Origin of the sequence: Umezawaea beigongshangensis (assembly GCF_016464305.1) — a bacterium.
Lineage (GTDB): Bacteria > Actinomycetota > Actinomycetes > Mycobacteriales > Pseudonocardiaceae > Umezawaea_A > Umezawaea_A beigongshangensis.
In genome coordinates this window covers 61,549-83,900 of the sequence record NZ_JAEIOJ010000017.1, presented here as the reverse complement: position 1 = coordinate 83,900, position 22,352 = coordinate 61,549, and the positions used below count along the sequence as shown (strand labels likewise).

Annotated in this window: 24 protein-coding genes; 22 read left to right on the top strand and 2 right to left on the bottom strand. The window is 74.1% G+C overall.

Annotated elements, in window-relative coordinates; all coding sequences use genetic code 11:
- From IMZ35_RS28055 to IMZ35_RS27955, 21 genes are all read left to right on the top strand, one after another.
- Positions 1-834: ATP-binding protein (locus IMZ35_RS28055; protein WP_498063214.1), on the top strand; the 834-nt coding region annotated here is incomplete at its 5' end.
- Positions 831-1,652, top strand: coding sequence for an orotidine-5'-phosphate decarboxylase (gene pyrF / locus IMZ35_RS28050; RefSeq protein ID WP_199444210.1), 822 nt, complete (start codon positions 831-833; stop codon positions 1,650-1,652). The genes IMZ35_RS28055 and pyrF, both read left to right, overlap by 4 nt.
- A gap of 432 nt (positions 1,653-2,084) precedes the next feature.
- Complete coding sequence (gene mihF, locus IMZ35_RS28045; RefSeq protein WP_199444209.1) at positions 2,085-2,402, top strand: integration host factor, actinobacterial type; 318 nt, start codon at positions 2,085-2,087, stop codon at positions 2,400-2,402.
- Positions 2,399-3,001, top strand: a complete 603-nt coding sequence (gene gmk / locus IMZ35_RS28040; protein WP_199444208.1) for a guanylate kinase — start codon at positions 2,399-2,401, stop codon at positions 2,999-3,001. Before mihF ends, gmk begins: the two co-directional genes overlap by 4 nt.
- A gap of 91 nt (positions 3,002-3,092) precedes the next feature.
- Complete coding sequence (gene rpoZ, locus IMZ35_RS28035; RefSeq protein WP_106197044.1) at positions 3,093-3,371, top strand: DNA-directed RNA polymerase subunit omega; 279 nt, start codon at positions 3,093-3,095, stop codon at positions 3,369-3,371.
- Complete coding sequence (coaBC, locus tag IMZ35_RS28030) at positions 3,368-4,603, top strand: bifunctional phosphopantothenoylcysteine decarboxylase/phosphopantothenate--cysteine ligase CoaBC (RefSeq protein ID WP_199444207.1); 1,236 nt, start codon at positions 3,368-3,370, stop codon at positions 4,601-4,603. The genes rpoZ and coaBC overlap by 4 nt, the downstream gene beginning before the upstream one ends.
- A 78-nt stretch (positions 4,604-4,681) precedes the next feature.
- Positions 4,682-5,884 carry a methionine adenosyltransferase gene (gene metK, locus IMZ35_RS28025; RefSeq protein ID WP_199444206.1) on the top strand — a complete coding sequence of 401 codons (1,203 nt, stop codon included), beginning with the start codon at positions 4,682-4,684 and terminating at the stop codon, positions 5,882-5,884.
- A 91-nt stretch (positions 5,885-5,975) separates the two neighbouring features.
- Positions 5,976-7,982: a primosomal protein N' gene (locus IMZ35_RS28020; RefSeq protein WP_199444205.1), complete on the top strand. Its 2,007-nt coding sequence runs from the start codon at positions 5,976-5,978 to the stop codon at positions 7,980-7,982.
- Between the two features lie 53 nt (positions 7,983-8,035).
- Positions 8,036-9,811: a gamma-glutamyltransferase gene (gene ggt, locus IMZ35_RS28015; protein WP_199444204.1), complete on the top strand. Its 1,776-nt coding sequence runs from the start codon at positions 8,036-8,038 to the stop codon at positions 9,809-9,811.
- Positions 9,812-9,860: 49 nt separating this feature from the next.
- Positions 9,861-10,409 carry a peptide deformylase gene (gene def, locus IMZ35_RS28010; protein WP_199444203.1) on the top strand — a complete coding sequence of 183 codons (549 nt, stop codon included), beginning with the start codon at positions 9,861-9,863 and terminating at the stop codon, positions 10,407-10,409.
- A gap of 1 nt (position 10,410) precedes the next feature.
- Positions 10,411-11,340 carry a methionyl-tRNA formyltransferase gene (locus IMZ35_RS28005; RefSeq protein ID WP_199444202.1) on the top strand — a complete coding sequence of 310 codons (930 nt, stop codon included), beginning with the start codon at positions 10,411-10,413 and terminating at the stop codon, positions 11,338-11,340.
- Positions 11,337-12,773, top strand: coding sequence for an RsmB/NOP family class I SAM-dependent RNA methyltransferase (locus IMZ35_RS28000; RefSeq protein ID WP_199444201.1), 1,437 nt, complete (start codon positions 11,337-11,339; stop codon positions 12,771-12,773). The genes IMZ35_RS28005 and IMZ35_RS28000 overlap by 4 nt, the downstream gene beginning before the upstream one ends.
- A complete protein-coding gene (locus IMZ35_RS27995; protein ID WP_199444200.1) occupies positions 12,770-13,273 on the top strand; it encodes a flavoprotein in 504 nt (167 codons plus the stop codon). The genes IMZ35_RS28000 and IMZ35_RS27995 overlap by 4 nt, the downstream gene beginning before the upstream one ends.
- 19 nt (positions 13,274-13,292) lie before the next feature.
- Positions 13,293-13,871 carry a TetR/AcrR family transcriptional regulator gene (locus IMZ35_RS27990; RefSeq protein ID WP_199444199.1) on the top strand — a complete coding sequence of 193 codons (579 nt, stop codon included), beginning with the start codon at positions 13,293-13,295 and terminating at the stop codon, positions 13,869-13,871.
- A gap of 66 nt (positions 13,872-13,937) precedes the next feature.
- Entirely contained in the window at positions 13,938-14,699 is a 762-nt protein-coding gene (locus IMZ35_RS27985) for an SDR family NAD(P)-dependent oxidoreductase (protein ID WP_199444198.1), read from the top strand.
- A 98-nt stretch (positions 14,700-14,797) separates the two neighbouring features.
- Complete coding sequence (gene rpe / locus IMZ35_RS27980) at positions 14,798-15,460, top strand: ribulose-phosphate 3-epimerase (protein WP_199444218.1); 663 nt, start codon at positions 14,798-14,800, stop codon at positions 15,458-15,460.
- Positions 15,457-16,479, top strand: coding sequence for a bifunctional diaminohydroxyphosphoribosylaminopyrimidine deaminase/5-amino-6-(5-phosphoribosylamino)uracil reductase RibD (gene ribD / locus IMZ35_RS27975; RefSeq protein ID WP_199444197.1), 1,023 nt, complete (start codon positions 15,457-15,459; stop codon positions 16,477-16,479). The genes rpe and ribD overlap by 4 nt, the downstream gene beginning before the upstream one ends.
- 11 nt (positions 16,480-16,490) lie before the next feature.
- The gene (locus tag IMZ35_RS27970) at positions 16,491-17,120 is read left to right on the top strand and encodes a riboflavin synthase (RefSeq protein WP_199444196.1); all 630 of its coding nucleotides are present in this window, start codon (positions 16,491-16,493) and stop codon (positions 17,118-17,120) included.
- Entirely contained in the window at positions 17,117-18,445 is a 1,329-nt protein-coding gene (locus IMZ35_RS27965) for a bifunctional 3,4-dihydroxy-2-butanone-4-phosphate synthase/GTP cyclohydrolase II (RefSeq protein ID WP_199444195.1), read from the top strand. Before IMZ35_RS27970 ends, IMZ35_RS27965 begins: the two co-directional genes overlap by 4 nt.
- A complete protein-coding gene (gene ribH, locus IMZ35_RS27960) occupies positions 18,442-18,936 on the top strand; it encodes a 6,7-dimethyl-8-ribityllumazine synthase (RefSeq protein ID WP_199444194.1) in 495 nt (164 codons plus the stop codon). The genes IMZ35_RS27965 and ribH overlap by 4 nt, the downstream gene beginning before the upstream one ends.
- The gene (locus IMZ35_RS27955; protein ID WP_199444193.1) at positions 18,933-19,415 is read left to right on the top strand and encodes a PH domain-containing protein; all 483 of its coding nucleotides are present in this window, start codon (positions 18,933-18,935) and stop codon (positions 19,413-19,415) included. The genes ribH and IMZ35_RS27955 overlap by 4 nt, the downstream gene beginning before the upstream one ends.
- A 22-nt stretch (positions 19,416-19,437) precedes the next feature.
- Here IMZ35_RS27955 and IMZ35_RS27950 read toward each other — a convergent pair whose 3' ends face one another.
- Both IMZ35_RS27950 and IMZ35_RS27945 read right to left on the bottom strand, forming a co-directional pair.
- Positions 19,438-19,923: a hypothetical protein gene (locus IMZ35_RS27950; protein ID WP_199444192.1), complete on the bottom strand. Its 486-nt coding sequence runs from the start codon at positions 19,921-19,923 to the stop codon at positions 19,438-19,440.
- Positions 19,923-21,356 (bottom strand): helix-turn-helix domain-containing protein, encoded by a 1,434-nt coding sequence (locus IMZ35_RS27945; RefSeq protein WP_307868919.1) that lies wholly within the window; start codon positions 21,354-21,356, stop codon positions 19,923-19,925. Before IMZ35_RS27945 ends, IMZ35_RS27950 begins: the two co-directional genes overlap by 1 nt.
- 419 nt (positions 21,357-21,775) lie before the next feature.
- On the opposite strand from IMZ35_RS27945, the gene IMZ35_RS27940 reads away from it, so the two are divergent.
- Positions 21,776-22,318 (top strand): hypothetical protein, encoded by a 543-nt coding sequence (locus IMZ35_RS27940; protein WP_199444190.1) that lies wholly within the window; start codon positions 21,776-21,778, stop codon positions 22,316-22,318.
- The last annotated feature ends 34 nt before the right edge of the window (positions 22,319-22,352 follow it).

Genomic DNA, 22,352 nt, shown 5'->3' with positions numbered 1-22,352 from the left:
GGCATCGGCGTGCGCGGGCTGCTCAACGTGCAGTACGCGCTCAAGGACGACGTGCTCTACGTCCTGGAGGCCAACCCGCGCGCCTCGCGCACCGTGCCGTTCGTGTCGAAGGCGACCGCGGTGTCCCTGGCGAAGGCGGCGGCGCGGGTCATGCTCGGCGCGAGCATCGCCGAGCTGCGCGCCGAGGGCCTGCTGCCCGCCACCGGCGACGGCGCGGAGCTGCCCGAGCACGCCCCGGTCGCGGTGAAGGAGGCCGTGCTGCCCTTCCACCGCTTCCGCACCAAGGAGGGCAAGGGCGTCGACTCCCTGCTCAGCCCCGAGATGAAGTCCACCGGTGAGGTGATGGGCATCGACTCCTCGTTCGGCACGGCCTTCGCCAAGTCGCAGACGGCGTCCTACGGCTCCCTGCCCACCTCGGGCAAGGTGTTCGTGTCGGTCGCCAACCGGGACAAGCGCGCCATGATCTTCCCGATCAAGCGGCTCGCCGACCTGGGCTTCGAGGTGCTCGCCACGTCCGGCACCGCCGAGGTGCTGCGCCGCAACGGCGTGCCCTGCACGGTCGTGCGCAAGCACTTCGAGGGCGAGGGCACGATCGTGGACACCATCCTGGCCGGTGGTGTCGACATGATCATCAACACGCCGTACGGCAACAGCGGCCCCAGGATCGACGGCTACGAGATCCGCACGGCCGCCGTGGCGCGCGACATCCCGTGCGTGACGACCATCCAGGGTGCCGCCGCCGCCGTGCACGGCATCGAGGCCCTGATCCGCGGAGACCTCGGGGTCACGCCGCTGCAGGCGCTCCAGGCGGCGCTGCGGGGTGGGGACAGGTGAGCTTCGGGCAGCGGCTGACCGCCGCCACGGCGGACCTCGGTCCGCTGTGCGTGGGCATCGACCCGCACCCCGGCCTGCTCGACGCCTGGGGTCTGCCCCGGAACACCTCGGGACTGGAGACCTTCGCGCTGACCTGCGTGGAGGCGCTGGCCGGTCAGGTGGCGCTGGTGAAGCCCCAGTCGGCGTTCTTCGAGGCGTACGGCTCGGGCGGCGTCGCCGTGCTGGAGCGGGTGATCGCCGAGCTGCGCGGGACCGGCACGCTCGTGCTGCTCGACGTCAAGCGCGGCGACATCGGCTCCACGATGGCCGCCTACGCCGCCGCGTACCTCACCGAGGGGTCGCCCCTCGCGGCCGACGCGGTGACCCTGTCGCCGTACCTCGGCTTCGAGTCGCTGCGGCCCGCGCTGGACGCGGCGGAGGCGAGCGGGCGCGGCGTGTTCGTGCTCGCCCTCACCTCCAACCCCGAGGGGCCCGCCGTGCAGCGCGCGGTGACCCCGCAGGGCCGCAGCGTGGCCCAGTCGATCGTGGACGGCGCTGCGGGGGCCAACCGGGGCGCCGTCCCGCTGGGCGGTGTCGGGCTCGTCGTGGGCGCGACGGTGGGGGAGACGGGACTGGACCTCACCGAGCTCAACGGACCCGTCCTGGCACCGGGGTTCGGCGCGCAGGGAGCGGGAGCGGCCGAACTGCGGTCCGTCTTCGGCGCCAGCGCGCGGCACGTCCTGCCCGCGTCGTCGCGCGACGTGCTGCGGCACGGACCGGACGCCGCGGCCGTGCGGGACGCCGCGCTGCGCGTGCGGGACGAGTTGGCGGTGGTCTGACCCGCGTCCCCGTTCCGCACGGGGACGCGCGGCGGAAGTTCGACCCGGCGGCACCGGTCGCGGAGCTCTCCCGAGCTCCGCGACCGGTGCCGCCGACGTGATGTGCGTGTGGTCTTGCTCACCAGGGCAAACGACGACTGGTACGGTCCCGGTCACCGAGGGGCGAGAGCGTCACCGGCGGCATACCACACGCAGTGTGGTCGCCGCGTCACCGGTGGCGGTGATCAGGTCCTCGGCGGCGGTTGGTACTACTACCACCCGCCACGCACCACCGGCCGCTGGAACATCCACTCGACTGGGTGGGGACGAACCCGAGGTCAGGAGAGGATTTCCTGTCCCGCGGACTTCTCGGACCCACGTTGTACCCAGGCAATCGCGGTCGGTACGGTCGCGGCACCGATCCAGAAGAAACCCCACACCACGGAGGAAATCGTGGCCCTTCCCCAGCTTACCGAGGAGCAGCGGGCCGCAGCGCTGGAGAAGGCTGCTGCCGCTCGTCGCGCTCGGGCTGAGCTCAAGGAGCGCCTCAAGCGTGGCGGCACGACCCTGACGGACGTGCTGAAGGCCGCCGAGAGCGACGAGGTCCTGGGCAAGATGAAGGTGTCCGCGCTGCTCGAGGCCCTTCCGGGCGTCGGCAAGGTTCGTGCGCAGCAGATCATGGAGCGTCTTGAGATCGCTCCGAGCCGTCGGCTGCGCGGGCTGGGCGACCGGCAGCGCAAGGCCCTGCTGACCGAGTTCAGCAGCGAGTGAGCAGTGGCACCACGGCGGGGTCGGGCGTTCGCGCCCGGCCCCGTCTCACCGTTCTGTCCGGCCCGTCCGGGGTCGGCAAGTCCAGCGTGCTGGCCGAGCTGCGCGCCCAGCAGCCCGACGTGTACTTCAGCGTCTCGGTGACCACCAGGGAGCCGCGGCCCGGCGAGGTCGACGGCGTGCACTACCACTTCGTCGACCGGCGAACGTTCCAGCGGATGGTCGAGGACGGCGCGCTGCTGGAGCACGCGGAGTTCGCGGGCAACCGCTACGGCACCCCGGCCGCTCCCGTCGAGGCCGCGCTCGCCGCGGGCCGCCCGGCCCTGCTGGAGATCGAGTTGCAGGGAGCCAGGCAGGTCAGGCTCGCCATGCCGGAGGCCCAGCTCGTCATGCTGGCGCCGCCGTCGTGGGAGGACCTGGTCGGCCGGCTCACCGGGCGGGGGACCGAGGACCCCGCCGTCGTGGCCGCCCGGCTGGAGATCGCCAGGGAGGAACTGGCGGCCGAGGAGGAGTTCGACGAGGTCGTCGTGAACGCCGACGTGCGCAGTGCCGCCGCCGACTTGCTAACCTTGGTGGTCGGTCCGGTGCCCGGCGGCCGGTGAGCGCGTTCCTCCGCGGACGCGGTCGCGCCCCACGTCGCCGAGCGGCACGGAACGACCCCGCCAGACACACCTACCGCAGGAGCGTTGCCGAGTGACCACCCACACCGAGCTGGGCCAGCTGACCGGCTCTCCGGAGGGCATCACCAACCCGCCGATCGACGACCTGCTGGAGCAGGTATCGTCCAAGTACGCCCTGGTGATCTACGCGGCCAAGCGCGCCCGTCAGATCAACGACTACTACGCGCAGCTCGGTGAGGGCCTGCTGGAGTACGTCGGCCCGCTCGTCGAGCCGGGTCCCCGCGAGAAGCCGCTGTCGATCGCGCTCCGCGAGATCCACGCCGGTCTCCTCGAGCACACCGAGGGCGAGTGACCCAGCAGCACGACACCGGTGCCCCCGCCCGACCCCGAGTCGTCCTCGGAGTCGGCGGGGGCATCGCGGCGTACAAGGCGTGCGAGGTGCTGCGGAGGCTGACCGAGTCCGGGCACGAGGTGCGCGTGGTCCCCACGGACGGTGCGCTGAAGTTCGTCGGCGCAGCCACGTTCGAGGCGCTGTCCGGTCAGCCGGTGCACACCGACGTGTTCTCCGACGTGCCCGAGGTGCCGCACGTGCGGCTGGGGCAGAGCGCCGACCTGGTCGTCGTCGCGCCCGCCACCGCGAACCTCATCGCGAAGGCCGCCCACGGCCTCGCCGACGACCTGCTCACCAACACGCTGCTGACCGCGCGCTGCCCGGTGCTGCTCGTCCCGGCGATGCACACCGAGATGTGGGAGCACCCCGCCACCCGGGACAACGTGGCGCTGCTGCGCCGGCGCGGCGTCGTCGTGGCCGAGCCCGCGAGCGGCAGGCTCACCGGCGCGGACACCGGCAAAGGGCGGCTGCCCGAACCGTCGGAGATCGTCGGCCTGGCCCGGCTGCTGCTGGCGGACCGCGCCGCGCTGCCGCGCGACCTGGAGGGCGTGCCGGTCGTGATCTCCGCGGGGGGCACCCGCGAGCCGCTGGACCCCGTGCGCTTCCTGGGCAACCGCTCCTCCGGCCGTCAGGGCTGGGCGCTGGCCGGGGTCGCCGCGCAGCGCGGCGCTCACGTCACGCTCGTCGCCGCCCACACCGCCGACCTGCCCACCCCGGCCGGGGTGGACCTGGTGCGCGTCGGCACGGCCCTGGAGCTGCGCGACGCCGTGCACGCCGCCGCAGAGCACGCCCGCGTCGTGGTGATGTCCGCCGCGGTGGCCGACTTCCGGCCGGTGGCCACGGCCGAACACAAGATCAAGAAGGGTGACCGCGACCCGGACCCGGTGGCGCTCACCCGCAATCCCGACGTGCTCGCCGAGCTGGTGGCGCGGCGGCGCGACGGCCAGCTGATCGTCGGCTTCGCCGCGGAGACCGGTGACGCGGAGACCGGCGTGCTGGAGCACGGCAGGGCCAAGCTGAAGCGCAAGGGCTGCGACCTGCTGGTGGTCAACGCCGTCGGCGACGGACGGGCCTTCGAGGTCGAGGACAACGCGGGGTGGCTGCTGTCGGCCGACGGCGGGGAGGTCGCGGTGCCCCACGGCAGCAAGGCGCAACTCGCGACCGCTGTGTGGGACGCCATCGGCAAATTGTGAGCAGTTCGTGGGAAGTGACCGCACATCCTCAGTAAGCTCGTCCTCGTTGCCGTAACGCCACCGTTCCGAGGGAGCACCGTGAGCCAGCAGAACAGCAGGCTGTTCACCAGCGAGTCGGTGACCGAGGGACACCCCGACAAGATCTGCGACGCGATCAGCGACTCCATCCTGGACGCCCTGCTGAGCAAGGACTCGCGCTCGCGGGTCGCGGTGGAGACCCTGGTGACCACCGGTCAGGTGCACGTCGCCGGCGAGGTCACCACCGAGGCGTACGCGGACATCCCGCAGATCGTGCGCGACGTGATCCTGGGCATCGGCTACGACTCGTCGGCCAAGGGGTTCGACGGTCACTCCTGCGGCGTGAACGTGGCGATCGGATCGCAGTCGCCCGACATCGCGCAGGGCGTGGACACCGCCTACGAGGAGCGCACCGACACCGCGGCCGACGAGATCGACCGCCAGGGCGCGGGCGACCAGGGCCTGATGTTCGGCTACGCCTGCACCGACACGCCGGAGCTGATGCCGCTGCCGATCGCGCTGGCGCACCGCCTGTCGCGGCGGCTCACGGCTGTGCGCAAGGACGGTTCGCTGCCGTACCTGCGCCCGGACGGCAAGACGCAGGTCACCATCGAGTACGCCGGTGACCAGCCGGTGCGCCTGGACACGGTCGTGGTGTCCACGCAGCACGCCGAGGGCATCGACCTGGAGAAGATGCTCGGCGTGGACGTGCGCGAGCAGGTCGTCGGACCGGAGATCGCCGATCTCGGCCTGGACGTGGCCGACGTGCGCCTGCTGGTGAACCCGACCGGCCGGTTCGTCATCGGCGGTCCGATGGGCGACGCGGGCCTGACCGGCCGCAAGATCATCGTGGACACCTACGGCGGCATGGCGCGGCACGGCGGTGGCGCGTTCTCCGGCAAGGACCCGTCGAAGGTGGACCGCTCGGCGGCCTACGCGATGCGCTGGGTGGCCAAGAACGCCGTCGCGGCCGGGCTGGCCTCGCGCATCGAGGTCCAGGTGGCGTACGCGATCGGCAAGGCCGCGCCGGTGGGCCTGTTCGTGGAGACCTTCGGCACCGAGACGGTGGACCCGTCGAAGATCCAGGCCGCGATCACCGAGGTGTTCGACCTGCGTCCGGCCGCGATCATCCGCGACCTGGACCTGCTGCGCCCGATCTACGCGCCGACGGCGGCCTACGGCCACTTCGGCCGCACGGACCTCGACCTGCCGTGGGAGCGCACCGACCGCGCCGACGCGCTGAGGTCGGTCGCCGGAGCCTGATCCCGATCACCCGTGCCGCTGCCGGGGGAGCGCGCCCCGCGCCTTCCCCGCAGCGGCACGGGTGTCGGTGCGCTCTGGTAGACCAGCGGACATGACGAGCGGCTCCACCACGAGGCGCGGGGAACGCACCCCGGCGCAGACGCTGCCCGTCGCGCGGATCGCGGTCGACGTCGCGCTGCCGCCGCACCTGGACCGGCCCTTCGACTACCACGTGCCGAGCGAGCTGGACACCGCCGCCGTGCCGGGCTGCCGGGTCAGGGTGCGCTTCCGCGGCAAGCTCGTCGACGGGCTCCTGCTGGAACGGGCGGAGAGCACCGACTACGGCAAGGAGCTGGCCTTCGTGGAGAAGGTCGTGTCCTCCGAGCGTGTCCTGCCGCCCGAGCTGCACGAGCTGGCGCGCGTCGTCGCCGACCGCTACGCCGGGATGCTCACCGACGTGCTGCGGCTGATGATCCCGCCCCGGCACGCGCGCGCCGAGGCGCGGCCCTCGCCCGAACCGGCGCCGCTGCCCGACGCCCCGGCGGAGACCGGGTGGTCCCGCTACGCGCGCGGCACCGCCTTCCTCGACGCGGTGAAGGCCGAGCGTCCCGCTCACGCGGTGTGGCAGGCGCTGCCCGCCGAGGACTGGCCGGCCCGGCTCGCCGAGGTCTCCGCCGTGGTCGCCTCCACCGGGCGCGGTGTGCTGATCGTCGTCCCGGACCACCGCGACGTCACCAGGGTGCGCGACGCCTGCGCGGCGCTGCTCGGGGGGGACGGCGTCGTCGCGCTGTCCGCGGGGCTCGGTCCGGCCGAGCGCTACGAGCGCTGGCTGTCGGTGCTGCGCGGCGTGGCGCGGGTGGTCGTCGGCACCAGGGCGGCGTCGTTCGCGCCGGTGCGCGACCCCGGTCTGCTCGTCGTCTGGGACGACGGCGACAGCTCGCACACCGAACCCCGCTCGCCCTACCCGAACGTGCGGGACGTGCTGGTGCAGCGCGCCCACCTGTCCGGCGCCGCGCTGCTCGTCGGCGGGTTCACCCGCACCGCGGAGGCGCAGCTGCTCGTGGACAGCGGCTGGGCGCACGACGTCGTCGCCGGGCGCGAGGTGCTGCGCGCCACGGCGCCGCGGGTCGTGTCCATCGGCGACGGCGACTGGCAGGAGGCGCGCGACCCCGCCGCGCGGTCGGCCCGGCTGCCGTCGATCGCGTTCGAGGCCGTCCGCGCGTCGCTCGCCGAGGACGCCCCCGTGCTGATCCAGGTGCCCCGCCGCGGGTACGTGCCGGTGCTCGCCTGCGGGCAGTGCCGCCAGCACGCCCGGTGCCGCCGCTGCGCCGGGCCGCTGGCGCTGCCCGGCGGCGCGGACGACGGCGTGCCGCGTCCCCCGCACTGCCGGTGGTGCGGTGCCACCGAGGCGGCGTTCCGCTGCCCCGCCTGCGGCTCGCGCAAGCTGCGCGCGGTCGTGGTCGGCGCTCGCCGCACGGCGGAGGAGCTGGGCCGCGCCTTCCCCGGCGTGCCGGTGCGCACCTCCGGCGGTGACGAGGTGCTGGCCTCGGTGCCGGGCAGGCCGGCGCTCGTGGTGTCCACGCCCGGCGCCGAACCGCCAGCCGAGGGCGGGTACGGCGCCGTGCTGCTGCTCGACGGGTGGGCGCTGCTCAGCCGCGCCGACCTGCGCGCGGCCGAGGAGGCGCTGCGCTGCTGGATGGCCGCCGCCGCCCTGGTGCGGCCCGCGAACGGGCGGGTGGTGGTCGTCGCCGACTCGTCGCTCGCGCCCGTGCAGGCGCTGGTGCGCTGGGACCCGGTGTGGCACGCGCGGCAGGAACTGGCCGCCCGCACCGAACTGGGCTTCCCGCCCGCGGTGCGGATGGCCACCGTCGACGGCACGCCCGAGGCGGTCGCCGCGCTGCTGGACGAGCTGCGGCTGCCGCCGGGCGGCGAGATCCTCGGCCCGGTCCCGCTGGGCGACCCGGACGGCGAGGGCGAGCGGGAGCGCGCGCTGGTGCGGGTCCACCGCGCCGGGGGGCGCGAGCTGGCCGCGCGGCTCGCCGAGGCCCAGGGCGTGCGCAGCGCTCGCAAGGACCCCGATCCGGTCCGGGTGAAGCTCGACCCCCTCGAAGTGCTCTGACGCCACACGTCTGCCGGAGGCGCGGGAGCGGGTGCGCGGTGTAGAAGGAGTGGATGCTGCGGATCTCTGTGAGCGCGCTCGTGATCGCCTCCGTGCTGGCGACGCCGACGGCGGCGTCCGCCACCGCCCCGCCTCCGCGCGTCCCCGAGGTCACCGGCTGGGGAGGCGCGGTCTCCAGCGTCGACCCGGACGCCTCGCAGATCGGCGTCGACGTGCTGCGCCGCGGTGGCAACGCCGTCGACGCGGCGGTCGCGACGGCCGCCGCGCTGGGCGTGACCGACCCGTTCTCGGCGGGGATCGGCGGCGGCGGATTCCTCGTGCACCACGACGCGCGCACCGGTCGCGTGTCCACTCTGGACGGACGGGAGACCGCTCCGGCGTCGGCCACGGAGACGCTGTTCGTGGAGAACGGCGCCACGATCCCGTTCGACCAGGTGGTCACCAGCGGGCTGTCGGTGGGCGTGCCGGGCACGCCGATGACGTGGCAGCGCGCGCTGGACCGGTGGGGCACCCTGTCGCTGCGACAGGCGATCGCCCCGGCCGAGCAGCTCGCCCGGCGCGGTGTCACCGTGGACGCGACGTTCGCCCAGCAGGTGACCGGCAACGCCGCCCGCTTCGCCGACTTCCCCGCCAGCCGCGCGCTGTTCCTGCCGGACGGGAGGCCGCCCGTCCCCGGCAGCCGCTTCCGCAACCCCGACCTCGCCGACACCTACCGCGAGCTGGGGCGCCGGGGCGTGAACGCGCTGTACCGCGGGGACGTCGGGCGCGACGTCGTGCGGACCGTGCGGACGCCGCCGGTGGACCCGGCGGCCACGCGGGTGGTGCGGCCGGGGGACCTGACCACCGCGGACCTCGCCGCCTACACGGCGCCCGAGCGCGAGCCGAGCCGCACGAGCTACCGCGGCCTGGACGTGTACGGGGTGGCGCCGCCGTCGTCGGGCGGCACGACCGTGGGGGAGGCGCTGAACGTCCTGGAGTCCGCCGACGTGGCGCGGCTGGACCAGACGCAGTACCTGCACCGGTTCCTGGAGGCGAGCCGGTTGTCGTTCGCGGACCGCAACCGGTGGGTCGGCGATCCCGCGTTCGCCGACGTGCCCGTGCGCGAGCTGCTGTCGCAGCGCTTCGCCGACAGCCGCGCGTGCCTGATCTCCGCGGAGCGCGCGCTGCCGGGCGTGGTCGCGCCGGGCGACCCGCGCCGTCCCGCGCCGTGCGCCGCGGGCGGGGCCGCCGCGCCCACGCCGTACGAGGGGGAGCACACGACGCACCTGACGACGGCGGACCGCTGGGGCAACGTCGTCGCCTACACGCTGACCATCGAGCAGGAGGGCGGCAGCGGCATCGTCGTGCCGGGCCGGGGCTTCCTGCTCAACAACGAGCTGACGGACTTCTCGTTCACGCCCGTGACGCCGGGCGTGCCGGACCCGAACCTGCCCGGCCCCGGCAAGCGTCCGCGCTCCTCGATGGCGCCGACGATCGTGCTGGACCGCGGTGCGGCCGTGCTCGCCGTCGGCTCACCGGGCGGGGCCAGCATCATCACCACCGTGCTCCAGGTGCTCACCGGTGTGCTGGACCGCGACCTGTCGCTGGCCGAGGCCGTGGCCGCGCCGCGCGCCTCCCAGCGCAACGCCGCGAACACCCAGGCCGAGGCGGCCTTCCTGACCGCTCCGCAGGCCGAGGCCCTCCGATCCCTGGGCCACACCTTCACCTCGACCGCCGAACTCGGCGCCGCGACGGGCGTGCACCGCCAGCGGGACGGCCGCTGGACCGCGGTGGCCGAACCCACCCGCCGCGGCGGCGGAGCCGCCAGGGTGGTCCACCCCACGAGTTGACCGTTCGCGGGGTCCTAGACTGGAGGTCTTCCCAGTGCTAGGAGAGCGAGTGACGGTCCAACCCATCCGGCTGTTCGGCGACCCGGTGCTGCGCACGCGAGCCGCGGAGGTCACCGACTTCGACGCCGAACTGCGCCACCTGGTCCGCGACCTGTGGGACACCATGCAGGAGGCCGGTGGCGCGGGCATCGCGGCCCCGCAGCTGGGGGTGGGCCTGCGGGTGTTCACCTACCACTGCGACGGCTTCGCGGGTCACCTCGTCAACCCGACCTTCGAGGTCGTCGGCGACGAGTACCAGGACGGCCCGGAGGGCTGCCTGTCGATTCCGGGCCTGCGCTGGGACTGCCGCCGCCACCTGCACGTGGTCGCCAAGGGCTGGAACATGCACGGCGAGCCGGTCGAGGTCGAGGGCAGCGACCTGCTGGCGCGCTGCGTCCAGCACGAGACCGACCACCTCGACGGCGTGGTGTTCGTCGACCGGCTGGACGTGGAGACCCGCAAGCGGGCCATGCGGGAGATCCGCGAGGCCGACTGGTTCGACGGCGCGGTCCCCGTCCTCAAGCAGAGCCCCCACCCGCTGTTCGGCGAGGCGAACTGACATGCGACTGGTCTTCGCGGGCACGCCAGAGGTGGCGCTGCCCTCGCTGCGCGCCCTGCTCGACTCCCCGCGGCACGAGGTCGCGGCCGTCGTCACCCGTCCCGACGCCCCCGCGGGACGCGGTCGCCGGGTCGAGCGCTCCCCGGTGGGCGCGCTCGCCGACTCGCTCGGCATCGAGGTGCTCACCCCCGCGAAGGCGGGCGACCCCGAGTTCCTGGCACGCCTGACCGAGATCGCGCCCGACGCGTGCCCGGTCGTCGCCTACGGCGCGCTGCTGCCCGAGTCGGCGCTCGCGATCCCGGTCCACGGCTGGGTGAACCTGCACTTCTCGCTGCTGCCCGCCTGGCGCGGCGCGGCACCCGTGCAGGCCGCCGTCCGCAACGGCGACGACATCACCGGCGCGTCCACGTTCCGCATCGTGAAGGCGCTCGACGCCGGTCCGGTGTTCGGCGTCGTGACCGAGCAGGTCCGCGACCGCGACACGTCCGGCGAGCTGCTGGAACGGCTGTCGATCTCCGGGGCGCGGTTGCTGGAGTCGACGATCGACGGCATCGAGGACGGCACCCTGCGCGCCGTCGAGCAGCCGGGCGACGGGGTGAGCTACGCGCCGAAGGTCGCGGTGGAGGACACCCGCGCCGACTTCGCCGCGCCGGCCCACGTCGTGGACCGCCTGGTGCGCTCCGCGACGCCGGAGCCCGGCGCGTGGGCGGTGTTCCGGGACGAGCGGCTCAAGCTCGGGCCGGTCGTCCCGGCGCCGGACGCGGAGCGCCTGCCACCGGGCGAGGTGCTGGTGGGGCGCAAGCAGGTCCTCGTGGGCACGGCCACCGTCCCGGTGGCGCTCGGCGAGGTGCAGGCACAGGGCAAGAAGAGGATGGCCGCCGTCGACTGGGCTCGCGGCGCGCGCATCGGAGCTGGGGAGAAGATCTCGTGACCGGACAGCCGTCCCGCCCGTCCCGGCCCTCGCGGCCGAGCAGGCCCCACCCGCCGCGCCGCCGCACCGGCCCGGAACGTCCTCCCGCCGACGACCCGGCCCGCCGCGCGGCCCTGGACGTGCTGCGCGCGGTCAGGGAGCGCGACTCCTACGCGAACCTCGTGCTGCCGAAGCTGCTGCGGGAACGCCGCATCACCGGCCGGGACGCCGCCCTGGCCACCGAGCTGGGCTACGGCACCTCGCGCGCGGTCGGCCTGCTCGACGCCGTGCTCGGCGCCTGCTCCGACCGGCCGCTGTCCGACGTGGAGGGCGTGGTGCTCGACGCGCTCCGGCTGGGCGCTTACCAGCTGCTGCGCACCAGGATTCCCGCGCACGCCGCCGTCGCGTCCACGGTGGACCTGATCCGCGCCGAGCGCGGGTCGGGGGCCGCCGGTTTCGTCAACGCCGTGCTGCGCCGGGTGACCGAGCAGGACGAGCAGGCGTGGGTCGACGAGCTCGCGCCGGACCCCGACGTGGACCCGATCGGCTACTCCGCGCTGGCGACCTCGCACCCGCGCTGGATCGCGCAGGCGTTCGCCGAGGCGCTGGGCAGCAGGGACGAGCCGCTGCGCCGGGCGCTGACCGCCGACGACGCGCGGCCGGCCGTGCACCTCGTGGCCAGGCCCGGTGAGGTGTCGGCCGAGGAGCTGGCCGCGATGACCGGCGGCGACGTCGCCCCGTACTCGCCGTACGGGGTGCACCTGGAGGCGGGCACCGGCGACCCCGGCGACCTGGAGCCGCTGCGGGAACGGCTGGCCGCCGTGCAGGACGAGGGCAGCCAGCTGTGCGCGCTGGCGCTGGCGAACGCGCCGCTGGAGGGCAGCGACGAGCGCTGGCTCGACCTGTGCGCCGGCCCCGGCGGCAAGGCCGCGCTGCTCGGCGCGCTCGTCGCCATCGAGGGCGGCGCGCTCGACGCCGTGGAGAAGACACCGCACCGCGCCGACCTGGTCCGCAACGCCACGAAGGGCCTGCCGGTCACGGTGCACGTCGCCGACGGCCGGGACTCCGGTCTCCCCGGTGGTGGCTTCGACCGGGTGCTGGTCGACGCGCCGTGCACCGGTCTGGGCGCGCTGCGCCGCAGGCCGGAGGCGCGCTGGCGGCGGCAGCCGTCGGACGTGGCCGGACTGACCCGCCTGCAGCGCGAGCTGCTCACCTCGGCGCTGAGCCTGGTGCGTCCGGGCGGCGTCGTGGCCTACGTCGTGTGCTCGCCGCACCTGTCGGAGACGATCGGCGTCGTCGGCGACGTGGCGCGGCGCACCGGTGCCGAGCGCCTGGACACCAGGGGGCTGTTCCCCGGCGTGCCGGACCTCGGTGACGGACCGCACGTGCAGCTGTGGCCGCACCTGCACGGCACCGACGCGATGTTCTGCGCGCTGCTGCGCCGCCCGGTGTGAGCGGGGGAGTCCTCGGGCTGGTCGCGTCCGGCGCGGGCGGCGTCGAGCGGTGGTTTCGCGGCGGGCTCGCCGAGCCCGCCGCCGCCCGCGGGTGGCGGCTCGCGATCACCCTGACGCCCGCGGCGGCGCGCTGGCTGGAGGCCGCCGGTGAGCTGGACGCGCTGCGGGCGTGCACCGACCTGCCGGTGCGCTGGACGTCCAGGCTGCCCTCGGAGCCCAAGCCGCACCCGGTGCCGGACGTGTTCGTGTTCGCGCCCGCCACGGCCAACTCCGTGGCCAAGCTCGCCCTCGGGCTCGCGGACAACCAGGCGCTGACGGTCGTCTGCGAGGCGCTGGGGATGCCGGACGTGCCGGTGGTCGTGCAGCCCCGGGCCGGGGAGGCGCAGCGGCGTCACCCGGCCTGGGCCGGGCACCTGGCGACCCTGCGCTCCGCCGGCGTGCACCTCGTGGAGGCGTCCGGCCCGGAGGCCGTGCTCGACCATCTTGACCGTTCGTTCTGAAATCTCTACTGTCCACCCCGTGTCCCGGACCAAGGAGTTCGACGTCGACACGGCGCTGAGAGCGGCCGTGGACCTGTTCTGGCGCCAGGGGTACGAGGCGACGTCGGTCAGCGACCTGGTCCAGCACCTGGGCATCGCCAAGGCGAGCCTCTACGCGACCTTCGGCGCCAAGCACGACCTGTACGTCCGGGCGCTGGACCACTACGTGCGCACCACCGACGCGCGGGTCGTGGACGAGCTGTCCCGTCCGGGTTCCCCGCTGGACGCGGTGCGCGACCTGGTGCTGCGCCACACCCGAGACGTCATCGCCGACCAGGACGTCCGGGGCTGCCTGGTCGTCAACGCGGCGGTGGAGCTGCCCGGCGACGAGTCCGTGGCCAAGCGGGTCGGGCGGAGCTGGGACACGCTGGAGGTCGCGCTGACCCTCGCGCTGACCCGCGCGAGGGCCCAGGGCGAGCTGCCGGCCGACCGCGATCCGCGCGCGCTGGCCAGGACGCTCCTCGCGGTCCTGCAGGGGCTGCGCGTGCTGGGCAAGGGGCCGTCGGAGCCCGACCGTCTCCTGGACGCCGCGCGGCAGGCGCTCCGGCTGCTCGACTAGACGTCGTCCGGGCGGAGTCTTCTGTTGTCATCGTATGAGAACGATCGGACCACAAAGAGGAGTGTCATGAACGCGGAGTTCGCCGGCAAGGTCGTCCTGGTCACCGGTGGCGGTTCCGGCATCGGGCGGGCCGTCGCACTGGCCTTCGCCCGTGCGGGCGCGGCGGTGGTCGTGGCCGGTCGCGGTGAGGACGGCCTCGCCGCGACCGTCGAGCAGATCGAGGCCGGTGGTGGGACGGGGAGCTTCGTGGTCGCCGACGTGTCCGTCGCCGCCGAGGTGTCGGCCGCGGTCGACGCGGCGGTGAGCCGGTACGGCGGTCTGCACGTCGCGGTCAACAACGCGGGCGTCCTGGGCAGACCGGGTCCGGTCGCCGACCTCGACGAGGAGGTGTGGGCGTCGGTGATCGGCACCAACCTCACCGGCACCTGGCTGTCGATGAAGTACGAGATCGCCCACATGCGCGAGCACGGCGGTGGCGTCGTCGTCAACGTCGCCTCCAACATCGGGTTCCACGGCCGGCGCCCCGGCCTGGCCGCCTACGCCTCCTCCAAGGCGGCGGTCAGCGTCCTGACCCGTGCGGCGGCGCGCGACCACATCGGCGACGGCGTCCGGATCAACTCCGTCAGCCCCGGCGCCACCGGCACCTCGATGTCGCGCGCGCCGGGCGAGACCGACGCCGAGCGCGACGAGCGCCTGGCCCTCCACGTGCCGCTGGGCAGGATCGGGACCACCGAAGAGGTGGCGGACGCCGTGCTGTGGCTCGCGTCGGACAGCTCCTCGTTCACCGTCGGCCACGACCTCGTGCTCGACGGCGGTGCCACCGCCTGACCCGCGACGTACTCCACGACCTCCGTCCGGGTGACCAGGGGAGGGGCGGTGCGCGCGGTCGGCGGAACCTAGACTTCTCCGCTGTGGTCCACCAGCCGATGATCGCCCCCAGCATCCTGTCCGCCGACTTCGCGAGGCTCGCCGACGAGGCCGCCGCCGTGGCCGGCTCCGACTGGCTGCACGTCGACGTCATGGACGCGCACTTCGTGCCGAACCTGACGCTCGGGCTGCCCGTCGTGACCTCGCTGCGCGCGGCGACCGACATCCCGCTGGACTGCCACCTCATGATCGACGACCCCGACCGCTGGGCCGTGGGCTACGCCGAGGCCGGGGCCCACAACGTGACGGTGCACGCCGAGGCCGCGGAGGACCCCGTCGCCATCGCGAAGGACCTCCGCGCGGCGGGCGCGCTGGCCGGGCTGTCGATCAAGCCGGGCACACCGCTGGAGCCGCACGTCGAGGTCCTCAAGCACTACGACACGCTGCTGGTGATGTCGGTCGAGCCCGGCTTCGGCGGGCAGAGGTTCATGGTCGAGGTGCTGGACAAGGTCCGCGCGGCACGCCGCCTGGTCGACACCGGTCACCTGAAGCTGATCCTGGAGATCGACGGCGGCATCAACGCCGACACGATCGAGCAAGCCGCGGAGGCGGGCGTGGACTGCTTCGTGGCGGGCTCGGCGGTCTACGACGCCGAGGACCCCGGTCGCGCCGTGGAGGCCCTGCGCGCGCTCGCGTCCGCGCACACCACCCACCTGCGATGACCCCCTTCGAGGCGGCGATGGTGCGGGCCGTCGAGGCCAGTGCCCTCGTCGCCGGCACCACCAGCCCCAACCCGCCGGTCGGCTGCGTCGTGCTCGACGCGCGGGGGCGGGTGGCGGGCGTCGGCGCGACGCAGCCGCCGGGCGGCCCGCACGCCGAGGTCGTCGCCCTGCGCGAGGCCGGCGAACGGGCGCGCGGCGGGACCGCCGTCGTCACGCTCGAACCCTGCGCCCACAGCGGGCGCACGCCGCCCTGCACCGGCGCGCTGCTCGCCGCCGGGGTCGTCCGCGTCGTGCACGCGGTCTCCGACCCGAACCCGGTCGCCGCCGGGGGCGGGGACGTGCTGCGCGCCGCGGGCGTCGAGGTGGTCTCCGGCGTGCTGGCCGACCAGGTGCGCCGCGGGCCGCTGCGCGCGTGGCTGCACTTCGCCGCCACCGGCCGACCGCACGTGACCTGGAAGTACGCCGCGTCCCTGGACGGCAGGTCAGCGGCGGCCGACGGCACCAGCCGGTGGATCTCCTCGCCGCCGTCGCGGGCGCAGGTGCACGACCTGCGGACCACCGTGGACGCGATCGTCGCCGGCACCGGGACCGTCGTCGCCGACGATCCGAGGCTCACCGCGCGGGACTCGACGGGAACACTCCTGCCCCGCCAGCCGTTGCGGGTCGTCGTGGGGTTGCGAGACCTGCCGACGACGGCCGCGGTGTTCGACGACGAGGCCGAGACCGTGCGCCTGCGCACGCACGACCCCGACGAGGTGCTCACCGAACTCGCCGGTCGCGGCGTCGTCGACGTGCTGCTGGAGGGCGGTCCGACGCTCGCGGGCGCGTTCGTGCGCGCGGGCCGGGTCGACCGGGTGCTCGCCTACGTCGCACCGGCCCTGCTGGGCGCCGGGCCCGCGGCGCTGGGCGACGCGGGCGTGGCGACCGTCACCGGCGCTGTGAGGTTGACGGTGGAAGAGGCCACGATGTGCGGATCGGACGTGCGGATCTCCGCGGTGCCGACGCCCAGAAGCGCGTGAGGAGGATTTCGGTGTTCACGGGGATCGTCGAAGAACTGGGACGGGTGGTCGGGGTCACCGACCTGTCCGACGCGGCGCGGATCGCCGTCGCGGGGCCGCTCGTCACGAGCGACGCGAAGCACGGCGACTCGATCGCCGTCAACGGCGTCTGCTTGACGGTGGTCGACGTCGCCGGCGGCGTGTTCACCGCCGACGTCATGCGCGAGACGCTGGTGCGCAGCAGCCTGGCGAAGGTCGCGGAGGGCGACCGGGTCAACCTGGAGCGCGCCGCCGCCGTCGGCCAGCGCCTGGGCGGGCACATCGTGCAGGGCCACGTCGACGGCACCGGCACGGTCCTGAGCCGGGAGAGGGCCGAGCACTGGGAGGTCGTGCAGGTCGCGCTGCCCCCCGCGCTGGCGCGCTACGTCGTGGAGAAGGGGTCGATCACGGTCGACGGCGTGTCGCTGACGGTCGTGTCGGCCGGGCCGGACGAGTTCACCGTGAGCCTCGTCCCGACGACGCTCGACCTCACCACCCTCGGACTGCGCAAGCCGGGCGACCTCGTCAACCTGGAGGTGGACGTGCTCGCGAAGTACGTGGAGCGCCTGGTCACCCCGCACCTGGCGCGGCCAGCGGGAGAGAGGGGCGAGGAGAGCCGATGAGCGACTTCGAGCAGATCGATCGGGCCGTCGCCGCCGTCGCCGAGGGGCGGGCCGTCGTCGTGGTCGACGACGAGGACCGCGAGAACGAGGGCGATCTGATCTTCGCCGCCGAGCGGGCCACCCCGGAACTGCTGGCGTTCATGGTCCGCTACACCTCGGGCTACGTGTGCGTGTCGCTCACCGAGGGGGACTGCGACCGGCTGGACCTGCCGCCGATGTTCCACACGAACCAGGACGCGCGCGGCACCGCCTACACGGTGACCGTGGACGCGCGCGAGGGCATCAGCACCGGCATCTCCGCCGCCGACCGCGCCCGCACGATCCGGCTGCTCGCCGACCCGGCGTCCACTCCCCGCGACTTCAACCGCCCCGGCCACGTCGTGCCGCTGCGCGCCAAGGAGGGCGGCGTGCTGCGCCGCGCCGGGCACACCGAGGCGGCCGTCGACCTGGCCCGCCTCGCGGGTCTGGCCCCGGCCGGGGTGCTGTGCGAGATCGTCAGCCAGAAGGACGAGGGCGACATGGCCCGGCGCGACGAGCTGGAGGTCTTCGCTCAGGAGCACGACCTCGTCCTGATCACCATCGCCGACCTCATCGCCTACCGCAAGCGCGTCGAGACCCAGGTGGTCAGGGCCGCCGAGGCCCGCATCCCCACCGCTCACGGCACGTTCCGCGCGATCGGCTACGACAGCGTGCTCGACGGCATCGAGCACGTCGCCATGGTCTGCGGCGACCTCGCCGACGGCGAGGACGTGCTGGTCCGGGTGCACTCCGAGTGCCTCACCGGCGACATCTTCGGCTCGCTGCGCTGCGACTGCGGCCCGCAGCTCGACGCCGCGCTGGCGGCCGTCGCCGCGCAGGGCCGCGGTGTCGTGCTCTACATGCGCGGGCACGAGGGACGCGGCATCGGCCTGATGCACAAGTTGCAGGCCTACCAGCTCCAGGACGCGGGCGCGGACACCGTGGACGCGAACCTCGCGCTGGGGGTGCCCGCCGACGCCCGCGACTACGGCACCGGCGCGCAGATCCTGTGCGACCTGGGCGTCCGGTCGATGCGGCTGCTGACGAACAACCCCGCCAAGCGGGTGGGCCTGGAGGGCTACGGGCTGCGGGTGATCGACCGCGTGCCGCTGCCGATCTCGCCCAACCCGGAGAACCTGCACTACCTGCGCACCAAGCGCGACCGGATGGGGCACGAGCTGAACCAGCTCGAACAGTACGAGGCGCTGGGCCAGGGCGGCGCCGTGGTCGACGCGTCCACGGCGGAGGACGACGGGTGGGACGTCGTCCCCGTCGGCGTCCCGCGGATCACCGAGGAGAGGGCATGAGCGGCCGAGGTCGACCAGGGGCGGACGTTCCCGATGCCACCGGACTGCGTCTCGCGGTCGTCGCGACACGCTGGCACCGCACGATCACCGACACGCTGGTGGAGCGCGCGCTGGTGGCGGCGACGGCGGCGGGGATTCCCCACCCGACGGTGGTGCGCGTCGCCGGGGCGATCGAACTGCCCGTCGTCGCGCAGCAGCTGGCGAGGGACCACGACGCCGTCGTGGCGCTCGGCGTGGTGATCCGCGGCGGCACCCCGCACTTCGAGTACGTGTGCGACGCGGTGACCGACGGGCTCACCAGGGTGTCGCTGGACGAGGCGACGCCCGTGGGCAACGGTGTGCTCACGTGCGACACCGAACAGCAGGCGCTCGACCGGTCGGGGCTGCCCGGCTCGGCCGAGGACAAGGGATTCGAGGCGTGCGCGGCGGCGCTGGACACCGCACTGGTGCTGCGCGGCCTGCGCCGGCAGACCGAGCGGGGAGACGAGTGAGCGCGACAGTGGCTCAGCAGCAGCGGGTCGACGTGCGGCCCAAGAAGATCCGGCTTGTCGCGTGGCTGTGCGCGCTCGGCCTGGTCGCGGTGTTCACCGTGGTCGGCCTCCTGCTCGGGGACACGCCCACCGGCGTGATCTTCCGGCCGTCCGACCAGGTCGCCATGGTGGTCCTCGGCTTCCTGCTCGCGGGCGGCGTGCTGCTCCTGGCCCGGCCCAGGGTGACCGCGGACGAGCACGGCGTCGACGTGCGCAACGTCGTCACCTCGCACCACTTCGACTGGGCCGACGTGCTGCACGTCAGCTTCCCCGACGGGGCGTCGTGGGCCCGGCTGGAGCTGCCGGAGGACGAGTACGTCTCGCTGATGGCGGTGCAGGCGGTGGACCGCGAGCACGCCGTGACCGCCGTGCGCGCGCTGCGGGCGCTGCACCGCGCCGCGCAGGAGGAGCAGGACGGCACGGCGCCCCAGCAGCCCTGACCGGGCTGCTCGCCCGCCGGGGTCAGGCGCGGCGAGCGGTCTCCGGCCACACCACGCGGACCTCCACCCCGGTCGCGCGCGCGTGGTCGACGACGTCGGCCGTGCCTCCCCGGCCGTCCGGCGGCCGGCCGTCCCACACGGCCAGCAGCAGTTCCACCGAGGCCAGCACGCGTTCGCTCGCGGCCGCGTAGGCCCGCCGCCCCGACATCTCGAACGGCAGCACGCTCACCACGGAGGCCCGCCGCAGCAGGTCGTCGTAGCGGAGCACGTCGTCGGGGGCCAGCTTCGTGCGGTAGTCCCCGGCGGGCAGCACGACCTCGACCGCGCCGCCCAGGTCGAGGACGGCCTCGGCGAAGAGCTGGTCGGCCCCCGGTGCGAGGCAGGTCACGCCCACCAGCGACCCGCCCCGCTCGGCCAGTTCGGCGGCGAGCACGCCACCCAGGGCGGAGCGCACGTCGTCACGGCACTCCGCCACCAGGTTGGCGTGCCCGGTGATCCCCACCCGCATCAGGCCGTCCGGAGGCCGCGGATCGCGTCCCTGGCGTCCCGCACGGCCGGCACCCGGCGGTGCTGCTCCGACTCCTTCGCGAAGTCCTGGAGCTTGCGCAGCACCCGCCCGGACGAGAGCTTCGCCGCCGTCGGCAGCACGTCGTCGATCAAACCGCACGCCTCCTCGGGGTCACCAGCCACCATCTTCGTCCTGGCCAGGCCGATGACGTCGAAGGTCCGGTTGCGCACCCGCTCCGGCGAGCGCAGCTCCAGCGCCCTGCGGATGTGCTTCTCGGCCATCGGCGCCACGCTCGGGTCGTGGACCGCGAGATCGCGGACCCGTGCTCCGACGACGCCCTCCAGCTCGGCCTCGTCGAAGCTGCGCAGCCAGTGCGGTTCGGACTCGGCGTCGCGCTGGGCGAAGCTGTCCTGCGCCATGCCCACCGCGTTCTGGAAGTCCCTGACCTGACCCATCTTCGCGTAGGCCCACGCCTCCCTGGTCAGCAGCAGCGCCCGCAGGGTGGGGCTGGCGGTGCGCCTCGTGCCGTACTGACCGAGTTGCACCAGGTCCAGCCCGTCCTCCGGCCTGCCCAGGTCGAACATCTGCCTCGCCATCGCGGCCAGGCACAGCGCCGCGAACGGGTCGTTGCGCCCCGCCTTCGCCATCCTGATCGCGAGCACGTAGTAGCGCTGGGCCGCGTCGTGCAGCCCGGCGTCGAACGACATGCTCGCCGCGACCTTCGACAGCTCGGCGCCGATGAAGAACGCCCGCTCCGTCGTCGGTCCGCCGGGGGCGCGCTGCAACCGCTCCGCGAGCTCGTCCAGCTGTCCGAGCACCGCCTTGCGGGCCAGTCCGTAGCCGCCCCGACCGCTCCATCCGCGCAACCCGTCCGCGACGGCCTGCAACGCTGCCAGCTCCTCCTCGCTGATCGCCGAGCTGGAGGACCACCGCACCGCGCTCTGCAACGGATGGAGCCACCTCTGCAGTGGTTCGACCAGGGCCGGTCCCACCGCCACCGCGGCCGCTCCGGAGAGCGCCGCCCGTCTGCTGATCGCCAAGTCGCTCCTCGCCGTCTCTTCGACCGAACGTGCAATGCTCGACGCGTCCCACGGTGCGCCGAACACGTCGGGCGGTGCCCCGTTCTCCGGGCCCGCCTGGCTCTGGGTTCCCGCTCGGTCGAACCACAGCCGCTCGCCGGGAATGCCGAGCACCTGCGCGAAGTGGCGCAGCTTGTCCATGCGGTCGATCGGGTTCTCCCCGGTCTCGTACCGCGACAGCTGCGCCTGACTGATCCCCAGCCACGACGCCATCCGGTCCTGGGTGACCCTGCTGACGTGGAGCGGGTGGTGGCGGTAGGCGGCGAGGACCGCTCCCATGTCCCGGTCGGCGAGCGCGCCGGCCATCACGGGGTGCTCCCAGAACTCGTCCGGGACCTCGGGCGGACCGAACACGTCCGCTCTCGCGTTGCGCCTGCACCGGTGGCAGAGCCGATCGGTGTTGTCCGCCGCGATCAGCGCTCCGCACGGGCACGCGCGCTTGGAACTGGGTCTCGCTAATCCGCTCTCATCAGCGTTCAATTCCACAGCCTCGCTCCCGTCACTGAGCGTGCCGACGAGTGTACTGGGCCGTGATCGTCAGTCCATGCATTTGCTGCATGAACCCCTGTTCGGGTCACGGCTGGGCCCCCGAGGCGGTGCGACGGATGCTCTCGATGCACGAGGTGCATGAGAGCCACCCGCCCGAGGTGTGGTGTCGGAGGTCACCCGGTTCCAGGCTGCACACGTCACCAGGAGAGGGCGGAACCCCGTCCCGGTGGAGGACCTGACCGAAGCACCCACGCGGACCACCCGGTTGGAGAGGACACCCGTCCATGAGCATCACCACCTCGACCACAGCGAAGGCGACCAGCGCGAGGGCTGCGTCGGCGGTGTCGGCGGCCCCGGTGGCCACCAGGCCGGAGACACCCCAGTCACCCGCGCGGCGTGCCAACGACCGGGCGATCGGCGAGGCCGTGGCCGGCTACCGCCTGCTCGGCTGGCAGGTCTCGGTGACGGAGCAGGGTGTCTTCCTGCCGCTGGGCCCCGCCACGACCGCGCTCGCGATGCCCGCCCGGATCGGCTCCAGGGTGCTCGCGGACCTCAAGGCCAGAATGCTCGCCGGACCGGTCACCGTCATACCCGGTCCCCGCGAGCACTGGATCTTCCTGGCCGAACTCGTGGCCCTGCTGCCCACCCACCTCAAGGCGCCGCCGGAGGTGCAGTTCGTCCGCTCGCCGCACCGCATCGCGCTGCCCCCGACGATGACCCGCTACGGCTCGCTGCGCTGGGCGAACCCGCCGTCGCACAGCAGGCACTGGTTCCCGCCGTTCACCGCGGTCCTGGCGCTGGCCCGATCGGCCTCGACGGAACGCTGAGCCGCACTCCCCGCGCGATCTCGCGTCCGCCGCG

Excerpts from the sequence above, each read along its gene's own strand:
- IMZ35_RS28020 (WP_199444205.1), top strand. The coding sequence starts at position 5,976 with ATGACGAGCGGCTCCACCACGAGGCGCGGGGAACGCACCCCGGCGCAG.
- ggt (WP_199444204.1), top strand. The coding sequence starts at position 8,036 with ATGCTGCGGATCTCTGTGAGCGCGCTCGTGATCGCCTCCGTGCTGGCG.
- IMZ35_RS28005 (WP_199444202.1), top strand. The coding sequence starts at position 10,411 with ATGCGACTGGTCTTCGCGGGCACGCCAGAGGTGGCGCTGCCCTCGCTG.
- IMZ35_RS27985 (WP_199444198.1), top strand. The coding sequence starts at position 13,938 with ATGAACGCGGAGTTCGCCGGCAAGGTCGTCCTGGTCACCGGTGGCGGT.
- rpe (WP_199444218.1), top strand. The coding sequence starts at position 14,798 with ATGATCGCCCCCAGCATCCTGTCCGCCGACTTCGCGAGGCTCGCCGAC.
- ribD (WP_199444197.1), top strand. The coding sequence starts at position 15,457 with ATGACCCCCTTCGAGGCGGCGATGGTGCGGGCCGTCGAGGCCAGTGCC.
- IMZ35_RS27965 (WP_199444195.1), top strand. The coding sequence starts at position 17,117 with ATGAGCGACTTCGAGCAGATCGATCGGGCCGTCGCCGCCGTCGCCGAG.
- ribH (WP_199444194.1), top strand. The coding sequence starts at position 18,442 with ATGAGCGGCCGAGGTCGACCAGGGGCGGACGTTCCCGATGCCACCGGA.
- IMZ35_RS27950 (WP_199444192.1), bottom strand. The coding sequence starts at position 19,923 with ATGCGGGTGGGGATCACCGGGCACGCCAACCTGGTGGCGGAGTGCCGT.
- IMZ35_RS27940 (WP_199444190.1), top strand. The coding sequence starts at position 21,776 with ATGAGCATCACCACCTCGACCACAGCGAAGGCGACCAGCGCGAGGGCT.